24 protein-coding genes are annotated in these 18,229 nt (G+C 46.0%); 23 read left to right on the top strand and 1 reads right to left on the bottom strand.

What is annotated here, in order from left to right; translation table 11 throughout:
* Positions 1–3: 3 nt before the first annotated feature.
* The 6 genes from D7Y06_RS11225 (at position 4) to D7Y06_RS11200 (ending at position 4,857) form a co-directional block, all read left to right on the top strand.
* The gene (locus D7Y06_RS11225; RefSeq protein WP_243119275.1) at positions 4–642 is read left to right on the top strand and encodes a ParB/Srx family N-terminal domain-containing protein; all 639 of its coding nucleotides are present in this window, start codon (positions 4–6) and stop codon (positions 640–642) included.
* Positions 633–1,784, top strand: a complete 1,152-nt coding sequence (locus tag D7Y06_RS11220; protein WP_120407888.1) for a phosphoadenosine phosphosulfate reductase domain-containing protein — start codon at positions 633–635, stop codon at positions 1,782–1,784. Before D7Y06_RS11225 ends, D7Y06_RS11220 begins: the two co-directional genes overlap by 10 nt.
* Positions 1,774–2,295: a ParB N-terminal domain-containing protein gene (locus D7Y06_RS11215; protein ID WP_120407887.1), complete on the top strand. Its 522-nt coding sequence runs from the start codon at positions 1,774–1,776 to the stop codon at positions 2,293–2,295. Before D7Y06_RS11220 ends, D7Y06_RS11215 begins: the two co-directional genes overlap by 11 nt.
* 99 nt (positions 2,296–2,394) lie before the next feature.
* Positions 2,395–3,177, top strand: a complete 783-nt coding sequence (terS, locus tag D7Y06_RS11210) for a phage terminase small subunit (RefSeq protein WP_120407886.1) — start codon at positions 2,395–2,397, stop codon at positions 3,175–3,177.
* A 2-nt stretch (positions 3,178–3,179) separates the two neighbouring features.
* Entirely contained in the window at positions 3,180–4,595 is a 1,416-nt protein-coding gene (terL, locus tag D7Y06_RS11205) for a phage terminase large subunit (RefSeq protein ID WP_120407885.1), read from the top strand.
* A gap of 4 nt (positions 4,596–4,599) precedes the next feature.
* The gene (locus tag D7Y06_RS11200; protein WP_120407884.1) at positions 4,600–4,857 is read left to right on the top strand and encodes a hypothetical protein; all 258 of its coding nucleotides are present in this window, start codon (positions 4,600–4,602) and stop codon (positions 4,855–4,857) included.
* Here the strand turns inward: D7Y06_RS11200 and D7Y06_RS11195 are convergent.
* Positions 4,854–5,039, bottom strand: coding sequence for a hypothetical protein (locus D7Y06_RS11195; protein WP_120407883.1), 186 nt, complete (start codon positions 5,037–5,039; stop codon positions 4,854–4,856). The genes D7Y06_RS11200 and D7Y06_RS11195 overlap by 4 nt on opposite strands.
* Positions 5,040–5,150: 111 nt before the next feature.
* Here D7Y06_RS11195 and D7Y06_RS11190 point away from each other — a divergent pair, with 111 nt between their 5' ends.
* From D7Y06_RS11190 to D7Y06_RS11110, 17 genes are all read left to right on the top strand, one after another.
* Positions 5,151–6,572 (top strand): phage portal protein family protein, encoded by a 1,422-nt coding sequence (locus tag D7Y06_RS11190; protein ID WP_120407882.1) that lies wholly within the window; start codon positions 5,151–5,153, stop codon positions 6,570–6,572.
* Positions 6,557–8,047, top strand: coding sequence for a phage minor head protein (locus tag D7Y06_RS11185; RefSeq protein WP_120407881.1), 1,491 nt, complete (start codon positions 6,557–6,559; stop codon positions 8,045–8,047). Before D7Y06_RS11190 ends, D7Y06_RS11185 begins: the two co-directional genes overlap by 16 nt.
* 49 nt (positions 8,048–8,096) lie before the next feature.
* Complete coding sequence (locus tag D7Y06_RS11180) at positions 8,097–8,384, top strand: hypothetical protein (RefSeq protein ID WP_147415642.1); 288 nt, start codon at positions 8,097–8,099, stop codon at positions 8,382–8,384.
* Between the two features lie 74 nt (positions 8,385–8,458).
* Positions 8,459–8,971 carry an XkdF-like putative serine protease domain-containing protein gene (locus D7Y06_RS11175; RefSeq protein WP_243119274.1) on the top strand — a complete coding sequence of 171 codons (513 nt, stop codon included), beginning with the start codon at positions 8,459–8,461 and terminating at the stop codon, positions 8,969–8,971.
* 198 nt (positions 8,972–9,169) lie between these two features.
* Positions 9,170–10,468 (top strand): hypothetical protein, encoded by a 1,299-nt coding sequence (locus tag D7Y06_RS11170; protein WP_120407879.1) that lies wholly within the window; start codon positions 9,170–9,172, stop codon positions 10,466–10,468.
* Between the two features lie 2 nt (positions 10,469–10,470).
* Positions 10,471–10,875: a capsid cement protein gene (locus tag D7Y06_RS11165; RefSeq protein WP_120407878.1), complete on the top strand. Its 405-nt coding sequence runs from the start codon at positions 10,471–10,473 to the stop codon at positions 10,873–10,875.
* A gap of 15 nt (positions 10,876–10,890) precedes the next feature.
* Positions 10,891–11,934, top strand: a complete 1,044-nt coding sequence (locus tag D7Y06_RS11160; RefSeq protein ID WP_120407877.1) for a hypothetical protein — start codon at positions 10,891–10,893, stop codon at positions 11,932–11,934.
* 13 nt (positions 11,935–11,947) lie between these two features.
* Positions 11,948–12,667, top strand: coding sequence for a hypothetical protein (locus tag D7Y06_RS11155; protein WP_147415641.1), 720 nt, complete (start codon positions 11,948–11,950; stop codon positions 12,665–12,667).
* Positions 12,667–13,083: a hypothetical protein gene (locus D7Y06_RS11150; RefSeq protein ID WP_120407875.1), complete on the top strand. Its 417-nt coding sequence runs from the start codon at positions 12,667–12,669 to the stop codon at positions 13,081–13,083. The genes D7Y06_RS11155 and D7Y06_RS11150 overlap by 1 nt, the downstream gene beginning before the upstream one ends.
* Entirely contained in the window at positions 13,080–13,436 is a 357-nt protein-coding gene (locus tag D7Y06_RS11145; protein WP_120407874.1) for a hypothetical protein, read from the top strand. Before D7Y06_RS11150 ends, D7Y06_RS11145 begins: the two co-directional genes overlap by 4 nt.
* Positions 13,433–13,945 carry a hypothetical protein gene (locus tag D7Y06_RS11140; protein WP_120407873.1) on the top strand — a complete coding sequence of 171 codons (513 nt, stop codon included), beginning with the start codon at positions 13,433–13,435 and terminating at the stop codon, positions 13,943–13,945. Before D7Y06_RS11145 ends, D7Y06_RS11140 begins: the two co-directional genes overlap by 4 nt.
* 13 nt (positions 13,946–13,958) lie before the next feature.
* Positions 13,959–14,435 carry a DUF5026 domain-containing protein gene (locus D7Y06_RS11135; RefSeq protein ID WP_120407872.1) on the top strand — a complete coding sequence of 159 codons (477 nt, stop codon included), beginning with the start codon at positions 13,959–13,961 and terminating at the stop codon, positions 14,433–14,435.
* Complete coding sequence (locus D7Y06_RS11130; protein ID WP_243119272.1) at positions 14,377–15,288, top strand: hypothetical protein; 912 nt, start codon at positions 14,377–14,379, stop codon at positions 15,286–15,288. Before D7Y06_RS11135 ends, D7Y06_RS11130 begins: the two co-directional genes overlap by 59 nt.
* A gap of 12 nt (positions 15,289–15,300) precedes the next feature.
* Entirely contained in the window at positions 15,301–15,612 is a 312-nt protein-coding gene (locus D7Y06_RS11125) for a hypothetical protein (protein ID WP_120407871.1), read from the top strand.
* Positions 15,612–17,018: a phage tail sheath subtilisin-like domain-containing protein gene (locus D7Y06_RS11120; RefSeq protein ID WP_120407870.1), complete on the top strand. Its 1,407-nt coding sequence runs from the start codon at positions 15,612–15,614 to the stop codon at positions 17,016–17,018. The genes D7Y06_RS11125 and D7Y06_RS11120 overlap by 1 nt, the downstream gene beginning before the upstream one ends.
* Before the next feature lie 14 nt (positions 17,019–17,032).
* Positions 17,033–17,488 carry a phage tail tube protein gene (locus tag D7Y06_RS11115; protein WP_120407869.1) on the top strand — a complete coding sequence of 152 codons (456 nt, stop codon included), beginning with the start codon at positions 17,033–17,035 and terminating at the stop codon, positions 17,486–17,488.
* 92 nt (positions 17,489–17,580) lie between these two features.
* A complete protein-coding gene (locus D7Y06_RS11110) occupies positions 17,581–18,150 on the top strand; it encodes a phage tail assembly chaperone (RefSeq protein WP_120407868.1) in 570 nt (189 codons plus the stop codon).
* Positions 18,151–18,229 lie beyond the last annotated feature (79 nt).

The following is an 18,229-nucleotide window of genomic DNA, read 5'->3' as shown; positions in this document are numbered from 1 at the left end:
GATATGAACGTGGAAATAACCACCATGAAATTAACAGATCTGGTGAAACCAGAGAAGAATGTAAGGATTCATACGGAACAGCAGTTAGCAGAGTTCCAACGCAGTGTTAAAATGTTTGGCCAAATACGTCCTATAGTCATTGATGAAAAAAATGTTATTTTAGCAGGGAATGGCCTATATGATACCCTTATTGCTATGGGGAAGGAAACAGCAGAGGTATATCGGTATGATAATCTCACTGAAAATCAGAAAAAGAAGCTGATGGTTGCCGATAATAAGATTTTCAGCTTGGGCATTGATAACTTGGATACACTAAACAGTTTTCTGGAAGATCTGCAGGGGGATCTGGATATTCCTGGCTTCGACGAAGAAATCTTAAAGCAGATGGTCTCCGAGGCTGAGGATATTACAGATAAACTATCCGAATACGGGACGCTTGATGAGGAAGAAATCCAGGCCATCAAAGAAAATGCAGAAAGAAAAGAAGAGCAGATACAAAAAATGGAATCAGAACAGGAGTCGGTGCCACAAGAAACAGTACTTACGCAGCCGGATTCTGTTACAAATGATAGCGAAGAGAAAACCGCCGAAGAAAGTCAATTCGTTATCTGCCCGAAATGCGGGGAAAAAATATGGCTATAAAAAGATGTAAGTCAAGCATTGATGTAGTGGAGGCCGCAAACATTAGGATAAAAAATGTTTTCAAAAATGGCCTGCCGGTGTATATGTCCTTTAGTGGCGGAAAGGACAGTCTTTGTCTCGCTCAGCTTGTAATGAATCTGATACAGGCAGGGGAAATCAATCCCGCACAGCTGACGGTGCAGTTCATTGATGAAGAGGCCATCTTCCCATGTATGGACAAAAAAGTTCGGGAGTGGCGCAAAAAATTTATGTTAATGGGGGTGAAGTTTGAGTGGTTTTGCCTGGAAGTGAAGCATTATAACTGCTTTAATGAATTGTCCAATGATGAAACCTTTATCTGCTGGGACAGGTATAAAAAAGATGTATGGGTAAGACAGCCGCCCGCATTTGCCATAAAAAGCCATCCATTGCTCCGTCCCCGTGTAGATGCATATCAGGATTTTCTGCCACGGGCATATTCCGGTGGGATAACAATAACGGGTATACGGACAGCAGAATCGGTGCAGAGACTTGTAAGCATTGCAACAATTACGCAGGGGGGCAGGCATATTACCAGAAGGCATCAGATTTTTCCTATTTACGACTGGAAAGACAATGATGTGTGGCTGTATTTGTATAAGGAAAAGGTAGATATTCCTGAGATATATTTGTTTTTATGGCAGTCAGGAACCAGCCGCAGAAGGCTCAGGGTGTCACAGTTTTTTTCTATTGACACGGCTAAAAGCCTGGTTCAGATGAATGAGTATTATCCAGATCTTATGGAAAGGATTATCAGAAGGGAGCCGAATGCATATCTGGCGGCACTGTACTGGGACAGCGAAATGTTTGGAAGAAATACTGCTGTCCGGAAGAAAAATGAGCAGGGTATGGATGAAAAAGATTATAAAGCTGCCCTTTTAGAATTATTTTCCGATATGGAAGGCAATTTCCCCACCCGGCATAAACGCTATGTGGCTGACAGGTATCGGAATTTTTTTATGAGCGTATCTTCCTTTGCGGATAATAAAGACTACAAAGAAATCTATGAAGGGATTATATCAGGCGACCCCAAATTGCGTTCCTGTAGAGCTTTATATCAGACTATATACGGAAGATATATTGAAGAGGCAAAGAGAAGGGAGCGTATAAAGGATGGACAATAGGTTAGCAGCGCCTCTTTCTACGCTTCAATGGGTTGCAAGGGGCAGGGTAAAACCGAACGATTATAACCCAAATAAAGTATCAAAACAGAACCTGGAACTGCTGAAGCAGTCTATACTTGCCAATGGCTGGACCCTGCCGATTGTGGTAAGGCCGGATTTTACGATTATTGACGGTTTCCATCGCTGGACAATAGCAGGAGAAGAACCGTTGCTATCCATGCTGGAAGGGAAAGTACCAGTGGTAATTGTGGAGCATAAGGATAAAGCCGGGAATATCTATGGAACTGTTACCCATAACCGAGCGAGAGGTGCACATCTGCTGGGGCCCATGAAAGCAATCGTTAAGGAGCTGATGGCAGAGGGAAAATCCGTAAAAGAGATTGGGAAACAGCTGGGAATGAGGCCGGAGGAAATCTTCCGGCTTTCAGAGTTCTCCAAAGAGGACTTTTTGAAAATGATGATTACACTGGAACAGGAGTTCTCAAAAGCAGAGTTTATAACGAAGATTTAATGTTAAATCAATCGGTATCCGTATGACGAAATAACAGAGGGAGGCAATGCACTCCCTCTGTTATTTATGAAAACAAAACAAATAGCGAGGTGGTGATAAATGGCAAGAGCAAGAAGCCCAGGCAGTATTGAAGCAGAAAAGCTATACCAGGATGGGATGAAACTGGTCGATATTGCGAAGAAAATCGGCGTACCGGACAGTACTGTCCGCAGGTGGAAATCTACCCAAAAATGGGATAAAAATAAAAGCGAGCAGAGTAAAAAAAAAGAAACCGAACGCTCGGATAAAAAGAAACCGAACGCTCGGAAACCAAAAGGAGCGCCGAAAGGAAATAAAAATGCTGTCGGGCATGCACCATCCGTACCAGAAAGAAACAAGAATGCGGAAAAACATGGAGCCTTTTCTACATTATATTTAGATGCATTGGATGAAGACGAGATATCGCTTATACATAACATGGGTGGCCAGGAAGAAGATATACTAAAAATGCAGATAGGTGTATATTCGGTCAGGGAGCGGGATTTGATGCACAAGATTAAAAAGTTTGAAAACAGTCTTTCTAAAGGATTGTATGTAAAAGGAACTCATACAAAAAAGCATTCGGTTTACGGAGAAGAAGGGAAGTCCTTGCCGGAAAGCATGGATGTCACTACTGAAACAGAGCATTGGATTAAAGGGTTGGTTGCGTTACAGTCAGAATTGACAAAAGTTCAAAGAGCCAAAACGAAATGTGTAGATTCGCTCATGAGGTTGCGAAAACTGGATGATTACGACAATGTCATGACGATGAAGAGAATAAAACAGGAAGAGGAAAGAATATCTGCTGACGAGGGTGGAGTTGATGAGATTCAGATATATATTCCGAATAATGGGCGTGATTAACTATGGTAAAAATATTAAAGCCGCAGGAAGGGCCGCAGGAATTGTTTTTAAGTACGCCTGCTGATATTGCAATATATGGAGGTGCAGCGGGAGGAGGGAAAACATATGCCTTACTCCTAGAAGGACTGAGGCATATTTCTAATCCCAGGTTTGGTGCAGTTATATTTAGACGGCAGTCGATTCAGATAACTCAGGAAGGAGGTCTTTGGGACACAAGTTTTGATACATATGCAAGTATAAAGGGTTCCATACCCAAGACATCGCCCAGGAGACATTGGCGTTTCCGGTCAGGGGCAAGAATAAGCTTTGCCCATATTGATGGTGACAAGGATTTGGGCAAATGGCAGGGGTCACAGATTGCGTTAATTGGATATGACGAATTAACTCATTTCACGAAACATCAGTTTTTTTATATGCTGTCCCGAAACCGCTCCAGTTGTGGAGTAAAACCCTACATACGGGCAACCTGTAATCCGGATGCAGATAGCTGGGTCGCAGATTTTATAAGCTGGTGGATAGATGGAGATACAGGATATCCTATTCCGGAGCGAAGCGGAAAAATCCGCTATATGGCGCGAGTCAACAATGAAATAGTATGGGCCGATGACAAGGAACAGCTTATATCTCAGGGTGTTAACCGTAATGACATTAAAAGTGTCACATTTATTGCATCAACCATACACGACAATAAAATATTATTGCAAAATGACCCATCGTATCTTGCAAACTTAAATGCCCTTCCTCTGGTGGAAAGAGAACGTCTGTTAAAAGGCAACTGGAAAATAAAGCCGGCAGCAGGCCTGTTGTTCAAGCGGACAAAAGTCAACATGCTGGAGAACCTGCCCACCGATGTAATCCTGTGGGCAAGAGGATGGGATTTGGCAGCTACCTCCGAAGACGAGGATGGGGAGCCTGCATATACGGCAAGCGTCCTGATAGGCAAGAGGAAGAACGGCAGGTATATTGTTGCGGATGTTATAAACCGCCGCTGTGATTCCGCAGAGGTAAGGGAATTAATACGCATGACCTGTATAGCAGACAAGGCGAAATACAAAAGGGTTGTGACCCGTCTCCCGCAGGACCCAGGCCAGGCAGGCAAGGACCAGGCACAGAGTTTCTTAAAGCTTTTGGCTGGGTTCACAGTAAAAATACTGCCGGAATCCGGAGACAAAGTTACAAGGGCAGAGCCGTTTTCAGCACAGTGGCTTGGCCTTGAAGGTATGGATAAGGGAAATGTGGATGTGCTGATTGCTGACTGGAACGAAATGTATTTTAATCAGTTGGAGAGTTTCCCACAGTCCAAGTTTAAAGACATGGTGGATGCAGGCAGTTCTGCATTTAACGAAGTAGAAAGCGGCAGGACATATTCGGCGCCGCCTGTGGAAAGCAGTCTTGGAAAGAGCAGTTATTGGAGGTAATGTAATGGAAAAAAGGGAATTAAACGAAAAAAGGCTAAAAAAACACAAGTTGGTTATCGAATCCAATGGAATGAACATGACAAATATATCTATTGATGGGATAGATGTGTCGGATGCGGTAACCGGAATTAGATTTATCCATAAGGGCGGGGAAGCTCCAGTAGTAGAGATGGAGCTTATGGGCTGCGATGTATCAGTGCGCAACCCACGGATTCCACAGCTTCCAGAAAAATTCATGGCTTTTTATAAACCGATAGATTAAGCCAAATTTTTAAAAATTGGACAATCAGTACAGGTACCGTAAGCATTATTATAGTTACACTTAAAAAGCAGAGGCGTTTTGTAGCTGGCCTTCATTGCTTCAGTAATGGTGTAGGTGACAATGATTGATGTTTCACAGTCTTGCTTGGGGCAGTATCCTGTAATAGTTTCTTTTTTCTGCATAATATATATTCCTTTCTTGTGTACTTGGCGCTGAGGACGCCTGTACTTAAATTATAGGGAATAAGCTGGCAGAAAGCAACGGACATAAACTAAGAGGGGGTGATAAAGGAAATGGCCAACAACAATAAAGAAATCGGCCGCATAGGCCAGCGGCGGTACGGAGGGAACATATACGAAGAGTTTCTCCATGAATTAAGAGGAAAAAGGGGGATAGCGGTTTACCACGAAATGTCAGAGAATGACGATGTGGTAGGCGCTATCCTCTTTGCGATTGAAATGCTTGTGAGGCAGTGCGACTGGAACGTGGAGCCCGGCGGGGATACTGCTAAAGACAAAGAAGCGGCAGAGTTTGTAAAAAGCTGTATGGATGATATGCAGGACACATGGATAGACACCATATCGGAAATCCTTTCTTTTTTAACCTACGGGTGGAGCTTTCATGAAATCGTGTACAAAAGGCGCATGGGGCACACCAGGGACAAGAGGACCAGGAGCAAGTACAATGACGGGCTTATCGGATGGAAGAAACTGCCCATAAGGGCGCAGGAAACCCTTTACCAATGGGAGTATGACAATGAGGATAACCTTCTTGGCATGACCCAGAACCCGCCCCCGGATTACGGGATGTTTACGATACCCATGGAAAAAGCCCTTCTGTTTCGCACAAAAAGCAGGAAAAACAACCCGGAGGGCCGCAGCATCTTAAGGACTGCCTACCGCTCCTGGTATTTCAAGCGGAGAATACAGGAAATTGAGGGAATAGGCATTGAAAGGGATTTGGCGGGGCTTCCGGTAATGCATACACCGGATAATGTGGATATCTGGAACAGTGATGACCCTAAAATGGTGACAACCAAAGCAACATTAGAAGGTATGGTAAGAAGCATACGCCGGGATGAACTGGAAGGGGTGGTGCTGCCCTATGGATTTGAACTGGAGCTTTTAAGTTCTGGGGGAAATAGGCAGTTTGATACAAACGCCATTATCAGCCGCTATGACACCCGGATTGCAATGACGGTGCTGGCGGATTTTATATTTTTAGGCCATGAAAAAACCGGGAGCTGGGCATTAAGTTCCGACAAGACAAATCTTTTTGCTATGGCTATGGGAGCTTTCCTGGACATTATCTGTGAGACGTTTAATAGCCAGGGCATACCGTCCCTGATAGACATAAACGGGCAGCATTTTGCCAATATAACAGATTACCCAAAGATGACCCACGGCGACATCGAAGATGTAGACATTGAAAAAATGGCAGCATTTATCAAAGATATGACGGGAATCGGCGTCTTAGTGCCGGATGACGGCCTGGAAGATTATGTAAGGCAGGCAGGGCATCTTCCGGAGAGAACTTCCGACACCAGGGAGACAGACCGCACCAGGCAGAAACAGCAGGAAGAAAACCAGCCCCCGGAACCGGATACAGCCGCAGGGGCAGAATCTGGGGAGGAAGGGGAAGATATACCGGATGAAAAGAGAGAAGAGGCGAAAAAACGCCTTGGAAGGGGGACAGCAGCATGGGATTCCGGATAATTGGTCCAAGAAGGAAGGTAAAAAAGGCTAAGACCAGGAGCAGCCAGGAAGTTTTAGACAGGCTGCAGGAGTATCTGGAAAGAAACAGTGATGAACCTGCGGAAATTCTCTACGGTTTTTGGAAAGACCAGCAGGATGCCATTACATATCCAGAACTAAGACAGATAGTACTTGACGGAACCGTGAGCTATGAGATGCTGCAACTATGGATGCAGGATTATTCTGTACTGGTAAATACAAAGCTTAAAAAAATGTGGATGAATGCCATAAGTGCAGGACCTTCTGGACAACCAATCTTTGATAATATATCATTTGAGATTAATACCCAGGCTCCTGGCATTTTAAACTGGATTGAAAAGCGTGGAGCAGAATTTGTCACTGTCTCAACGCAGGAGCAAAAAGATGCCATTGCGACGCTTCTTACGAAGAAAATGAGAGACAGTCATACAGTTGATGAACTTTCTAGGCTTATCCGCCCTTGTATCGGGCTTACTGAGAGGGATACGAAAGCAGTTACCCGATATTATGATAATATCGCTGCGACTTTAAAGAAAGACCATCCCCGGATGAAACCAGAGAGCATACGAGAGAAAGCCAGGGATGCTGCACAGAAATATGCAGAGAGAAAGCACCGATCCAGAGCCATGACTATTGCCCAGACAGAAAGTGCATTTGCATATAACTGGGGCGCAGATGAAGCGGTTAGGCAGGCACAGGCAAAGGGATATATGGGAAAGACGGAAAAGAAGTGGAGCACCAATGGGAGTGAGTCGGTCTGCACAATATGTAACTCTTTGGAAGGAGTGCAGATTGGAATGGATGACAAGTTTGACATAAAAGGCAAAGAACTTTTCCCGGACCACCATATGCTGCCGCCAGCTCATCCAAGATGCCATTGTTGCGTGGAATACATAGAGATAGAGCCGCACAGGGAAGTTTATGATGGCGGGACAGACAGCTGGGACAGTGAAGTATCTTATGATGAAGCAGAACCAGATATGGATGAAGGAATGCAGAACCTGGGGAAAATCGACCCGGGAAAGACAGAAGAGGCATTGGAACATTATGGGAATCTGTTCCGGAATGATACGGTGGAAAATGCAGTGGTTATTGATAAAGCCGGGAATGTATACCATGCCGCAGGGGATGCGTCAAATGTTGGAATAAGCGGCATTGACCTGGCTGGGGCATCCATTACGCATAACCATCCGGTGTCTAACGGGATTATTTCTTTTGGGGCAGATGATTTTAATTTTTTGAGGGAACACCAGGACATAGCTGAATTAAGGTGTGTGAATAAAGAGTATGACTATGCTGTTTCTGTATTGAAAGATATGTCTGAAGTAGTGTATAATGACATATACAGAGAAGCATTTCAGTACTGTCATGAGGCAGGGTTTGAGATTCATCACAGTGCCATGGAAATTTTAAAGAAAAGAGGCTATGTGGACTATGTCAGGAAGAAAATTGACTAAAGAGCAGGAGAGGACATTTCAAACAATCATCCAGGGGTGGAAAGATGAAGTGGGACGCAATTTTGAGGCTCATAAGGGTGATGAAATCGACACAAACAGACTGGATGGCTCCCAGACTTGGGAATTAGCGGCAATAGAGAGGAAGTATAAAAAGAAAATAAACAAAGAACTTGGCATGGTTTATTATGCTGATGTAGCTGAAATAGAAAAAAGTAATCACATAAGTGAACGGGGACAAGTGGAAAAAACCGCACCCCCAAGGTCCAAAATGAAGAAATTTTCTGACATAATAATGCCAAACCCAAATGGTTTCCCGGCAGTTCCGGGAAGAAAATAATAGAAGCACAGATTTATTGGCTGCCATCCGGCAGCTTTTTTTTGTGCTCAATTTAAAAGAAAGAAGGTGGTAAATTGATTCAGTTTTCGGATTTAATACAAAAATCTGCTGGAAAGCCTGTAGAAAAAGTATATTCTCCTGATATGCCAGGCACTCCCGGCAGTCCGGCAGACATTGTAAAGGGCAGGTTTAAGATTGCAAAATCTGACGAAGAAAAAAGGCTTGTATTTGGCTGGGCCAGCGTGTCCATGCGTGTGGACGGGGAAGTGATTGAGGACTGGCAGGATGATATTGTAGAGCCGGGGGAACTGGAACATGCGGCATATGAGTATGTCCTTTTGTACCGGGATGGCAGTGAGATGCATGAGAGGGGAGGCGTTGCTTCCCTGGTAGAAAGTGTTGTATTTACGGAAGAAAAAATGAAAGCCATTGGCATTCCAGAAGGGACGCTCCCAGTTGGATGGTGGATCGGCTTTAAAGTGCTGGATGAAGAGGTGTGGGAAAAAGTCAAAGACGGGACATATTCCATGTTTTCTATCGAGGGTACCGCTGAAAGAGTGGAGGCAGATGATGAAACTGACATATAGGGTCAGATGTATTATATGCAGTAGTGGCATTTGCCCCAAATGTGGGAAAAACTGGGTGGGACTCGTGGGTCCCTGTTCCTGCGGCTATTGCGGTCCTCTTATACCAGATGAAAAAAGCATGCGTAACTGATAATCCAGAAAGGCATCCTCATAGGTGTCTTTTTGTTTTATAAAAATCTTTAAGAAGGAGGCAGCCAGGTGGCAACAAGATTAAAAAACCTCAGCATTTCCAAGGTGGCAGTGGTAGATGAGGGCGCAAATCCAGATGCACATATCCGCATGATGAAGCGGAAAGATGCGGAAAACCAGCCTGCAGCTTGGAAAACCGGGAAGAGTACCGGAAATATCTTTAAAAAGCTGTTTGATTTTATCGGGAAAGCAGCCGGTATGGATCAGGAGGAAATCGACAGTGCGGTAGAAGAAATCCAGAAAGGGGATTCCACAAGCTTCAGCGAGAAAATCAACGAGGCAAACAAACGTAAGATTTATGACGAGACGTGGGATATCTGCTATGCATTACAGTCCGCCCTCTGTTCGATCCTGAATGATGAAGAGCTGGACAGCACAAGCACGGCGGCAGCAATGCAGGAAAGCCTTGACCAGTTCTATTCGCTGGCAAAGGATTCCGTCGGGAAATGGTCCGATGGCAAAACGGCTGACATCGTGAAAAAGAATGATGAGGCATCCGAAATTGATCTGGATATCATGAAATCAGCAGTAGAGCGGCTGACGGATTTCATTGAAAAGGCAGGGAAGGCTGGTGGCGATACCGGAAAGAAAGGTAAGGGAAAGGAGCAGGACAAAGAAGATGGCAGAGACAAGGATAATCAGGAAGGAGAAGAAGAGGAAATGAAAATTGACAAGAGCAAACTGACAGAAGCGGAAAGGGCTTTTCTGGAAAGCATTGAAAAACGGTGCGGCACAGGGGAAGAGATATCTGCACAGACAGGCGGTGCGGCCGGCCAGGGGGCAGAACCGCAATCCACACCGGAACCGGCAGGGAATGCCGGCCAGGGGGAAAGTTCCTGGGATTCTGTTTCCAAATCCGGAAACGCAGCGGACGGGAGTGTCCAGGACGATATTTATAAAGGCATCCATCCGGCTGTAAGGGCGGAACTGGAGGGGTTAAAGAAATTCCGGGAAGCCGCTGAGGAAAAGGAATTGGCCGAAGTTGCCAAAAAGTATGCAATTATCGGGAAGAAAGAGGATGAGTTGGTTCCACTGTTTAAAAGTCTAAGATCCGTAGGGGGGACAGCATATAACGATATGATTGCCGTTTTAGACCAGACCGTGGAAGCAGTGGAGAAATCCGGCGTATTTTCTGAAATCGGGAAATCCGGCCATGGAGGAAGTGCGGACGGCGGTGCATGGGCAGAAGCGGAAACAAAGGCCGTGGAGCTTATGAAATCAAAGACGGGGCTGACAAAAGCCCAGGCAATCGACGAGGTATTAATGGCTGACCCGGCGCTTGTGGAAAGATGTGAGAAGGAGGAGTAAACATGGCATCAACGTATCTTGGTTCAAGTATCAATGAAAGCCCCACTGTCGTATTTCCGGCAGGGGAGAAATTAGAAAATGCCAGAGGGATTGCCCTGGCAGTAATAGAAGGATCAGTGGTAAAACCGGAGGCAGGCGCCCATGTGATTGGCATTTCCCTTATCGAAACAGATGAAACTGTGGAGCCGGGGACAGACGTGGATATCCAGGTCAAGGATATTGGGAAGTGGACAGCCGGGGGAGAGATTGCCGCAGGCATGGAGCTTGCGGCGGATGCATCCGGGCTGGCGGTGGAAGCCAAGGCCGGGGATTTTATCGTCGGAATGGCTTTAAGCAGTGCACAAAAAGCCGGAACATGGATCAAAGTACAGATTATCAAAGCAGGTTATAAGCCTGCATCAGCATAAGGAGGTAGATGATTAATGAGCGGAACAGGAAGAGAAGTGGGAAGTGCCGCAGAATTGCAGGCACGTATCGCAAAGGGATGGAAGCCGAACCGGTATCTGACCAATATGAGCATGGCATATTTTGCAGATGCCAGCGATTATGTGGCAACGAAAATTTTCCCCATCTGCCCGGTTGATCTTTCAACGGGTTATTATTATGTGTTTAACAAAGGCGACCTTGCCAGGGATAATGTGCAGAGGAAACCGAAATTCGGCAAGGTTCCGCCTGCCCAGATGGGACATACGGATAAGAGTTATAAATGCGAAGTGGACCAGATTATTACGGGAATTGACCAGATTGGGGCATTAAATTATCAGAGGGCTAACGTTCCGCCGTCTATAGATCCCAGGAGGACAAAGAACAGGTACATCACAGACCAGCAGCTTTTACATCTGGACCTTAAATTTGCAGACGGGTATTTTAAGTCGGGGGTATGGGCCAATGAGTTTGAAGGGATTGTATCAGGGACAGCTCCGGGAGGCAGTCAGTTTATTAAGTTTTCTGATGCCAATTCCGACCCTATCAGCTTTTTTGATGCCCGTGTGCGCCAGATCCGCCTGGATGGCAGGAGGAGTCCCAATAAGCTGACCCTTGGGTATGATACTTTTAATGCCCTAAAAGAGCATCCGGATTTATTGGAGAGAGTGAAATACACTGGAAGTACGGCAAATCCGGCTAAAGTAAATGAGCAGGTGTTGGCGGAACTGTTTGGAGTGGATGAAGTCAATGTCCTGTATGCTGCCTACAATGCTGCAGAGGAAGGCCAGCCGGACGATATGCGGTTTATCTGTGAACCGGACGGGGCGCTGCTTTCCTATACCACTCCGCACCCGGCATTAGACGAACCCTCAGCAGGATATACCTTCGTCTGGGATATGCTTGGAAACGGAAATTATATGGCAACGGATACCTTTGAAGGGGAAGGCGGCACCCATGCGGAGTTCATGGAAGGCCTTGTCTGTGCAGATATGAAAAAGACCTGTGATGACCTGGCCTGTTATTTTAAGAAATGTGTGTAAGGAGGGGGAAAAGATGCCATATGAATTGCTTGGGAAACCTCTTACCGTAGGAGGAAATACATACTATCCGGGAAATATCATCCCGGATGGCATCCTCTTTCCGGAAAGGGCGGAGAAGTTAAAAAGGATTGGCCGTATTTCGGAAATTGGCGGTAAAGAGTATAAGATAGGATCTCCTACAAAAGAAGGGGCAGCAGCATTGTATACGCCGGAAGAGGTGGATAAGATTGTGGCAGATGCTATTTCCAAGGCAACGGAGGAGATGGAAGCCAGGCAGGAAGAGTCTAAAAAGGTAATCTCCGAAATGGAACAGGAAAAGGCAGGGTTACAGCAGACAGTTGTTGAAATGGAACGGGAGAGAGAAGAGTTACGACAGGCAGCGGCAGAGATCCAGGTGCCCGGATTTTCTTCTTTTGATGGTATCATCCAGATTCCGGTAAAGGGAGAATCAGACGGGGAGAATGGACAGGTGACGGTCATCCCGGCCAGCCCAGAGGAACTCCAGGAGTTTTTCTCTATTGTTCAGTTAAACGCAGAGGAAGGGGCCAAGGCAATCGCTGAGGTTAAGAGTGAAAATGTGTTGATCCTCCTCCATGCGGCTGACAGCCGCAAAACCATCAAAAATGCCGCAAAAGAGCAGGCAGGCAAACTATTCCAAACCCAGGGGGATTTAAAGGCATCCACAGGCGGTAACGAACCCGCAGGCACAGATACAAAGGGAGATGATACCTGATGGCAAAAGGCACATATATCTACGAGCCGGAGAACGTCATAAACCCCGGCAAAGACCGTATGCGGTTTGAACTGGGGGACACGATGACAGAGGGCGGGGCAGACACTGCAGCTTTGACGGATGAAGAGATCCAGGCGGCTCTTGCGGTCCATCCAAAGTCGTGGAAAAGGGCGAAACTGATGCTGTTAGAAAGCCTGTGCCGCCGTTTTGCCTATGAGGCGGATACCAAGACGGGGCCGTTATCTTTGTCATTAGGGGAAAGGGCCAAACGCTGGAAGGAGGATTACCAGGCGCTGAAAAAAGAAGTGTCAGCGGAATCCATTTCAGGCTTAAGCATTGGCATAAATGGGACGGACAAAAAGCCGTCTTATTTTTATGCCGGGATGCACCGGAATGAAAGGGCAGGGGAAATATGAAAAATGTAAAAATGATGTATCTTAGGCCCGGGAACCTTTTTAAACAATTTATTGTGGAAGGAAACGAACCTGTTGTATTAAAAAACGGCAGGGTAGCAATGAAACATACCGGGGACGGGACAAATACCCTGATGGGGTGCCTGGCGGAGGCGACGGATGATGACAGGACGAACCACAGCCAGAAAGATCATGTGGTTACCCATACCATTGTCCAGTCTGGAAAACCAAAGGCAAAGAGGACCGATAAGCTGGTCCTTGGGGAACGTGTATTTTATATCGTAGATATAGACGATGCAGGCGCCCTTGGGCTGTCAACTATCTATTATGCAGAAGAAAGGCGGGATGTGAAGTGAAACTGTGGGTAGACGGGGCAGAAGGAAGTCCTGGTAAGGCTGTCAGGGCGGCAGTGAAAGATCAAGTAAATTTTATTAACCGGAAAGCGGTTTCCAGAGGGAACAGGGCGGTAAACGCAATCCGAAGTGCAGAACTAAAAGTGCTGAAAGGCCAGAGAAGCGGGAGGGTATATAGGAAGCCCGGCACAGATGGAAAAGCAAACAGAAATACAAAAAAAATGCTAAAAGACTATGGCCATAAATTACGGGGAGGGCAGCTTTATAGGGCATCTGCTCCAGGAGAAGCCCCTGCTTCCCGAACTGATAATTTACGAAAGCATTGGAATAAACATGTTGTTCCAGTGTATAAGCCTGGAGGCGTGGAAATTATCGCACAGTTGGAAAGTCAGGAAAAATATGCGGATGCTCTTGAAAATGGAAAGGGGATGGCCAGGAGGCCGTTCAAGGAAAGAATCCAGGAATTGGCAGAACCGGAAATCAAGAAAATCTACAGCGAGCCGTACAGATAGGAGGTGACGCATTATGGAACTTGTCGTGGAAAAACCTGTGTCTGCCTTTGACTTATCCGGGATTGAATGCGGATATCTGCTCTGGGGCAGGCATTCCTCATGGGAGGAAGGGAAAGCGGGGATTGTAACATCGGCTACAGAAAGCCGGCTGACCGTGCAGTACCATCCTGGGGTCGGGAATGTCATAAACCATTTTATCATCCCGGTATCGGAGGCGGCAGAAGGGCAGTGGGAAATCAGATGGTCAAAAGATATGTCAGAGGTTTTTGAGTATGGGATGAAACAGGATCCAGAAGAGCCGGAAGATGGAGAAATAGAACCGGACGGGACAGAAGAGCCGGATCTGGCAGAACAGGAGCCCAAGAATCCGGAGCCACAAGAGCCGGAAACCGGAACAGAGGGAACGAAGCCGGAGCAGACAGGATCAGACGATGCAGAAAATCAGGGAGGGGGTGGAAAAGGAAATGGAGCTGGGGGATCTGATATATAATAGATTCTATGATTCAGAAAAACTTACCGGATGCCTTGCCAGATATGCCGGACGCCCTGCCATATTCAGCCCGGATGCACCGGGAGATGATATGAAGGGCTGGGAAGGGAATAGCCAGTATCCCAAGGCAATTTATAATTTTGACCTACAGGCCAACGAGGAAAGGCACAGTGCAGGTACGTTATCTGTTTCTATATTGTGTGAGAATACGCCGGATGCAGTAAGTCCGGAAGAAATTGAACCTACCGTGAAGGAGTGCCTGAGGGATGTGATTTTGACACCAAAGGGCGGTTCCCCTTACTGCTTTGCCTGGGCCGGGACGGATGCCTTTACCATAGAGGATAAGCCGGGGCTTACCATAGGCAGTGAGATCCGGTTTGATATCTTGGAGTATCCCTCACAGGAGACATCAGACCCAGATCCGATTATGGCGGCAAACAGATATATTAAGGAGTTGTATCCTGAATGTCTTATCATGGGATATGACAGGATGGAGGAAATAACGGAGGCATCCTCTGAAAAGCCGGTGATATACTGCCGGCTTTTGTCTGTGGAAAAGGCAGGGGAAATGTATATGATCGCATGGATGGACGGAAGGATAGCCGTCCATATTTTGTGTCCGGATTCCGGGGTAAGGATGAAAATGGCGGCGGATATCGCAAACCGTATGTCAATAGACGGAGAGATCATCATGTTTGACAGTTCGCCAATGTTTATCCGGAAATTGCAGGCAAATTATAAATCTGACTATCTAAAAGACGGCCAGATATTTGTAAGCGTCCGCTATGGCCTGTTAAGGGGTCTGGCAAGGGGGCATGAGGTTAAAAGCGTGGAACTTGAAAATTTAGGATAAAGGAGGAAGGAAATGGCAGGAAAACAGAATATTGCGGAGGAAAAAGAGAAGAAAGCGGCATCAGGGGAAGAGACTTTGGAAAAGCAGGCACCGGAAACAAAACCGGGAGCCGGGCCCAAACATGCAGAAAAGCCGCCCGGGGAAAAGAACGGGCAGGATGCATCTGTCTATACTATGGAAGAGTTTGCTGCAAATGCAGTAAAGCTTTTTGGCGTCCGCCGGGAAATCGTGGTGGCGGCTTTCCTGGACAAAGGAGTAAAAAAGTGTACCAAAGGACAGGCAAAAGAAATCATTGATAAATTCAGGAAAAGGGAGGTTAAGTAATGGCAGGAACATTTGTAATCGGTGAAGAGAAAGTCAGGCCTGGGGCTTATTTTAATATAAGCAGGAACGACAGCAATACTTCAGCAGATATTGTAAACGGCGTTACCGCAGTGGTTTTTAAAGCTGATTTCGGGCCGCTTCTTGATGTGCGCAAGCTGAATGCAGATACGGATTATGGCAGCATATATGGAACCGGACTTACCACAGACGCCATCAAGGAAGCGGTGGCAGGCGGGGCAAAGGAGATTATTGCCTGCCGGGTGGGGCATGGAGGCACGAATGCATCCATTGATTTGAACGATAAAGACGGGGAAGCAGCAGTGAAAATCTCTGCCATGTATCCCGGAGATAAGAAGTTTGCAGTCACTATCAGGGAAAAGATAACGGATTCCCTGGCAAAGGAATGTATTATTTACACAGGGACAAAGGAGTTTGTAAAATTTGCCTTTCCTGCCGGGGAAGGGGAAGCGGCGGCTGTTGCGGAGGGATTGGCAAAATCAGAGAGTTTTGCCGTGTCACTTGTAAGCGGCAAGGAAAAAGCGGAACTGGCTAACATCTCCCAGGAAACGTTTACAAAGGGAGAGAACCCCGAAGTTACTACAGAGGATTATTCCGATGCCTTTGCCGCCATTGAACCTTATGTGTTTAATACTATTTGCGTAGATACGGAGGATACGGTAATCCATCTTCTTTTGGCGGCATTTTTAAACAGGATTTTTGAAGCCGGTTCCCTGGCACAGGGAGTAGTTGCGGAAAAGTATACGGTAGACTTGGATAAAAGGATTGAACATGCCCTGGGGTTTAATGATGAAAAAATGCATTATGTTCTGAATGCCAGGGTGAATGAGGAAGGGAAAGAGATTGACGGGTACCAGACAGCAGCCAGGATTGCCGGGATGATTGGGGCATGTGCATCCAATTCTTCCCTGACCCATACAGTGATAAACGGCTTTACGGATATTTTGGAAAGACTGACGAATACCCAGATCGTGGATGCGGAAAAGAAAGGATGTCTGGTGCTCTCCGTAAGCAGTAAAAACCAGGTATGGATTGACAATGCCATCAATACCCTGACCGTATTTACAGAGGACAAGGACGAGGGATGGAGAAAAATCCGCAGGGTAAAGACCAGATTTGAGCTGATCCGCCGTGTCAATGATATTACAGATGATCTGGTTGGGAAAGTGGACAATGACAGCAATGGACGGAAGACCATTGTCAGCCAGATCCAGGGTGTCGGCAAATCTATGGTGGAGGAAGGAAAACTGGTCAGCTGCACAGTAACAGAAAGCACTGTATATACCGCAGATGGGGACAGTGCTTGGTTCAATATCGACGTGATAGACAAGGATTCTGCGGAACACCTGTATATGATGTTCCGGTTCCAGTTCAGCACGAATGAGTAAGGAGGGGGTAGAGTATGAGAAATCAGAGATCATCAGCAGATGCCAGATATGCACGGTCAGGAAAAGATGCAGCTGTTTTTAATAAAGATGGGGTGCTTTTAGCGTCGGCGGATTCATTTACTGCAACATCATCGTCTACAAACGCCAAGTATAATCCACTGGGAAATGTGATAGATCTTGAAACGAATGTAAGTATAGGTATAAAGATTACAATGTCACAGATCGTAGTGGAGTCTGACTTGTTTTTCCGGGAATATATGGAGGGATTGGCCACAGGAAATCTGCCGGTATGGGATTTCCAGGGTTCTTTGCTAGGAAGGAACGGGTCTGAGGAACGAGTGGTTTATCGTGATTGTATACCTTCTGGCGATATCACCATCCAGGATTTCCAGACAGGGGATGTAATTAAGAGAAACTGGAGTCTGCACTGTAATTCGGTTCCTACATTGCAGAGCCGTCTTACTATCTGATAAGCAGCTATCACAATCTATTAACAAATCATTCATGAGAGGACTGTTTTTAAAAGCAGCCCTCTTTTTTGTAGAAAAAAGGAGAATGCATTATGGCAAATTTAAGCAACAAAACAGGAGTAAGCGTAAAAAAGGATATCCACGAAGAGGCAGAAGTACAGGAGAACATTGAGGAAAGAGATTTCACCGAAGAGGAAACGAAAAACCAGTTGCGGCTTAATGAGGAGGATTTTATCCAGGGATTAATTGCCGCAGCAAACTTTTCAGAGGATGAGACCCAGCGGATTGAGATTATCCGGGAAGGAAAACTGTATTTTGCCTTCCACATCCGGCCTTTAAGTTCGGAAGAGTATGATAAGTGCCGGAAAAAGCATACCAAATATGTCCGGAATAAAAAGCTGGGCATGAAAATGGCGGATGAAACAGAACGTGTGAAATACCAGTCACACATCATCTATCAGGCAACGGTGGAAGAGGACAGGGAGAAACTCTGGGATAACAAGCAGGTATGGAAAGCCCTCAATGCCAAAAAGGATCGTATCATGAACGGCCTGGATGTTATTGAATGCACTTTAAAAGCCGGGGAAAAGGACCGGATATTAGAAGCTATCGACAAGTTAAGCGGCTATGAAGACGATTTGGAGGAAACAGTAAAAAACTGATATTAGCCGGGGGGAAAGCCTGTCTTTTACACCATATTTTCCAGAAAACGGGCATCACCCCGGATGAATTTTACCAAAA

Origin of the sequence: Roseburia sp. 1XD42-69, assembly GCF_003612565.1 — a bacterium.
Taxonomy (GTDB): Bacteria; Bacillota; Clostridia; order Lachnospirales; family Lachnospiraceae; genus Roseburia_B.
Note: the sequence above shows the minus strand (reverse complement) of the source record. Positions and strands in the feature narration are given on the sequence as shown.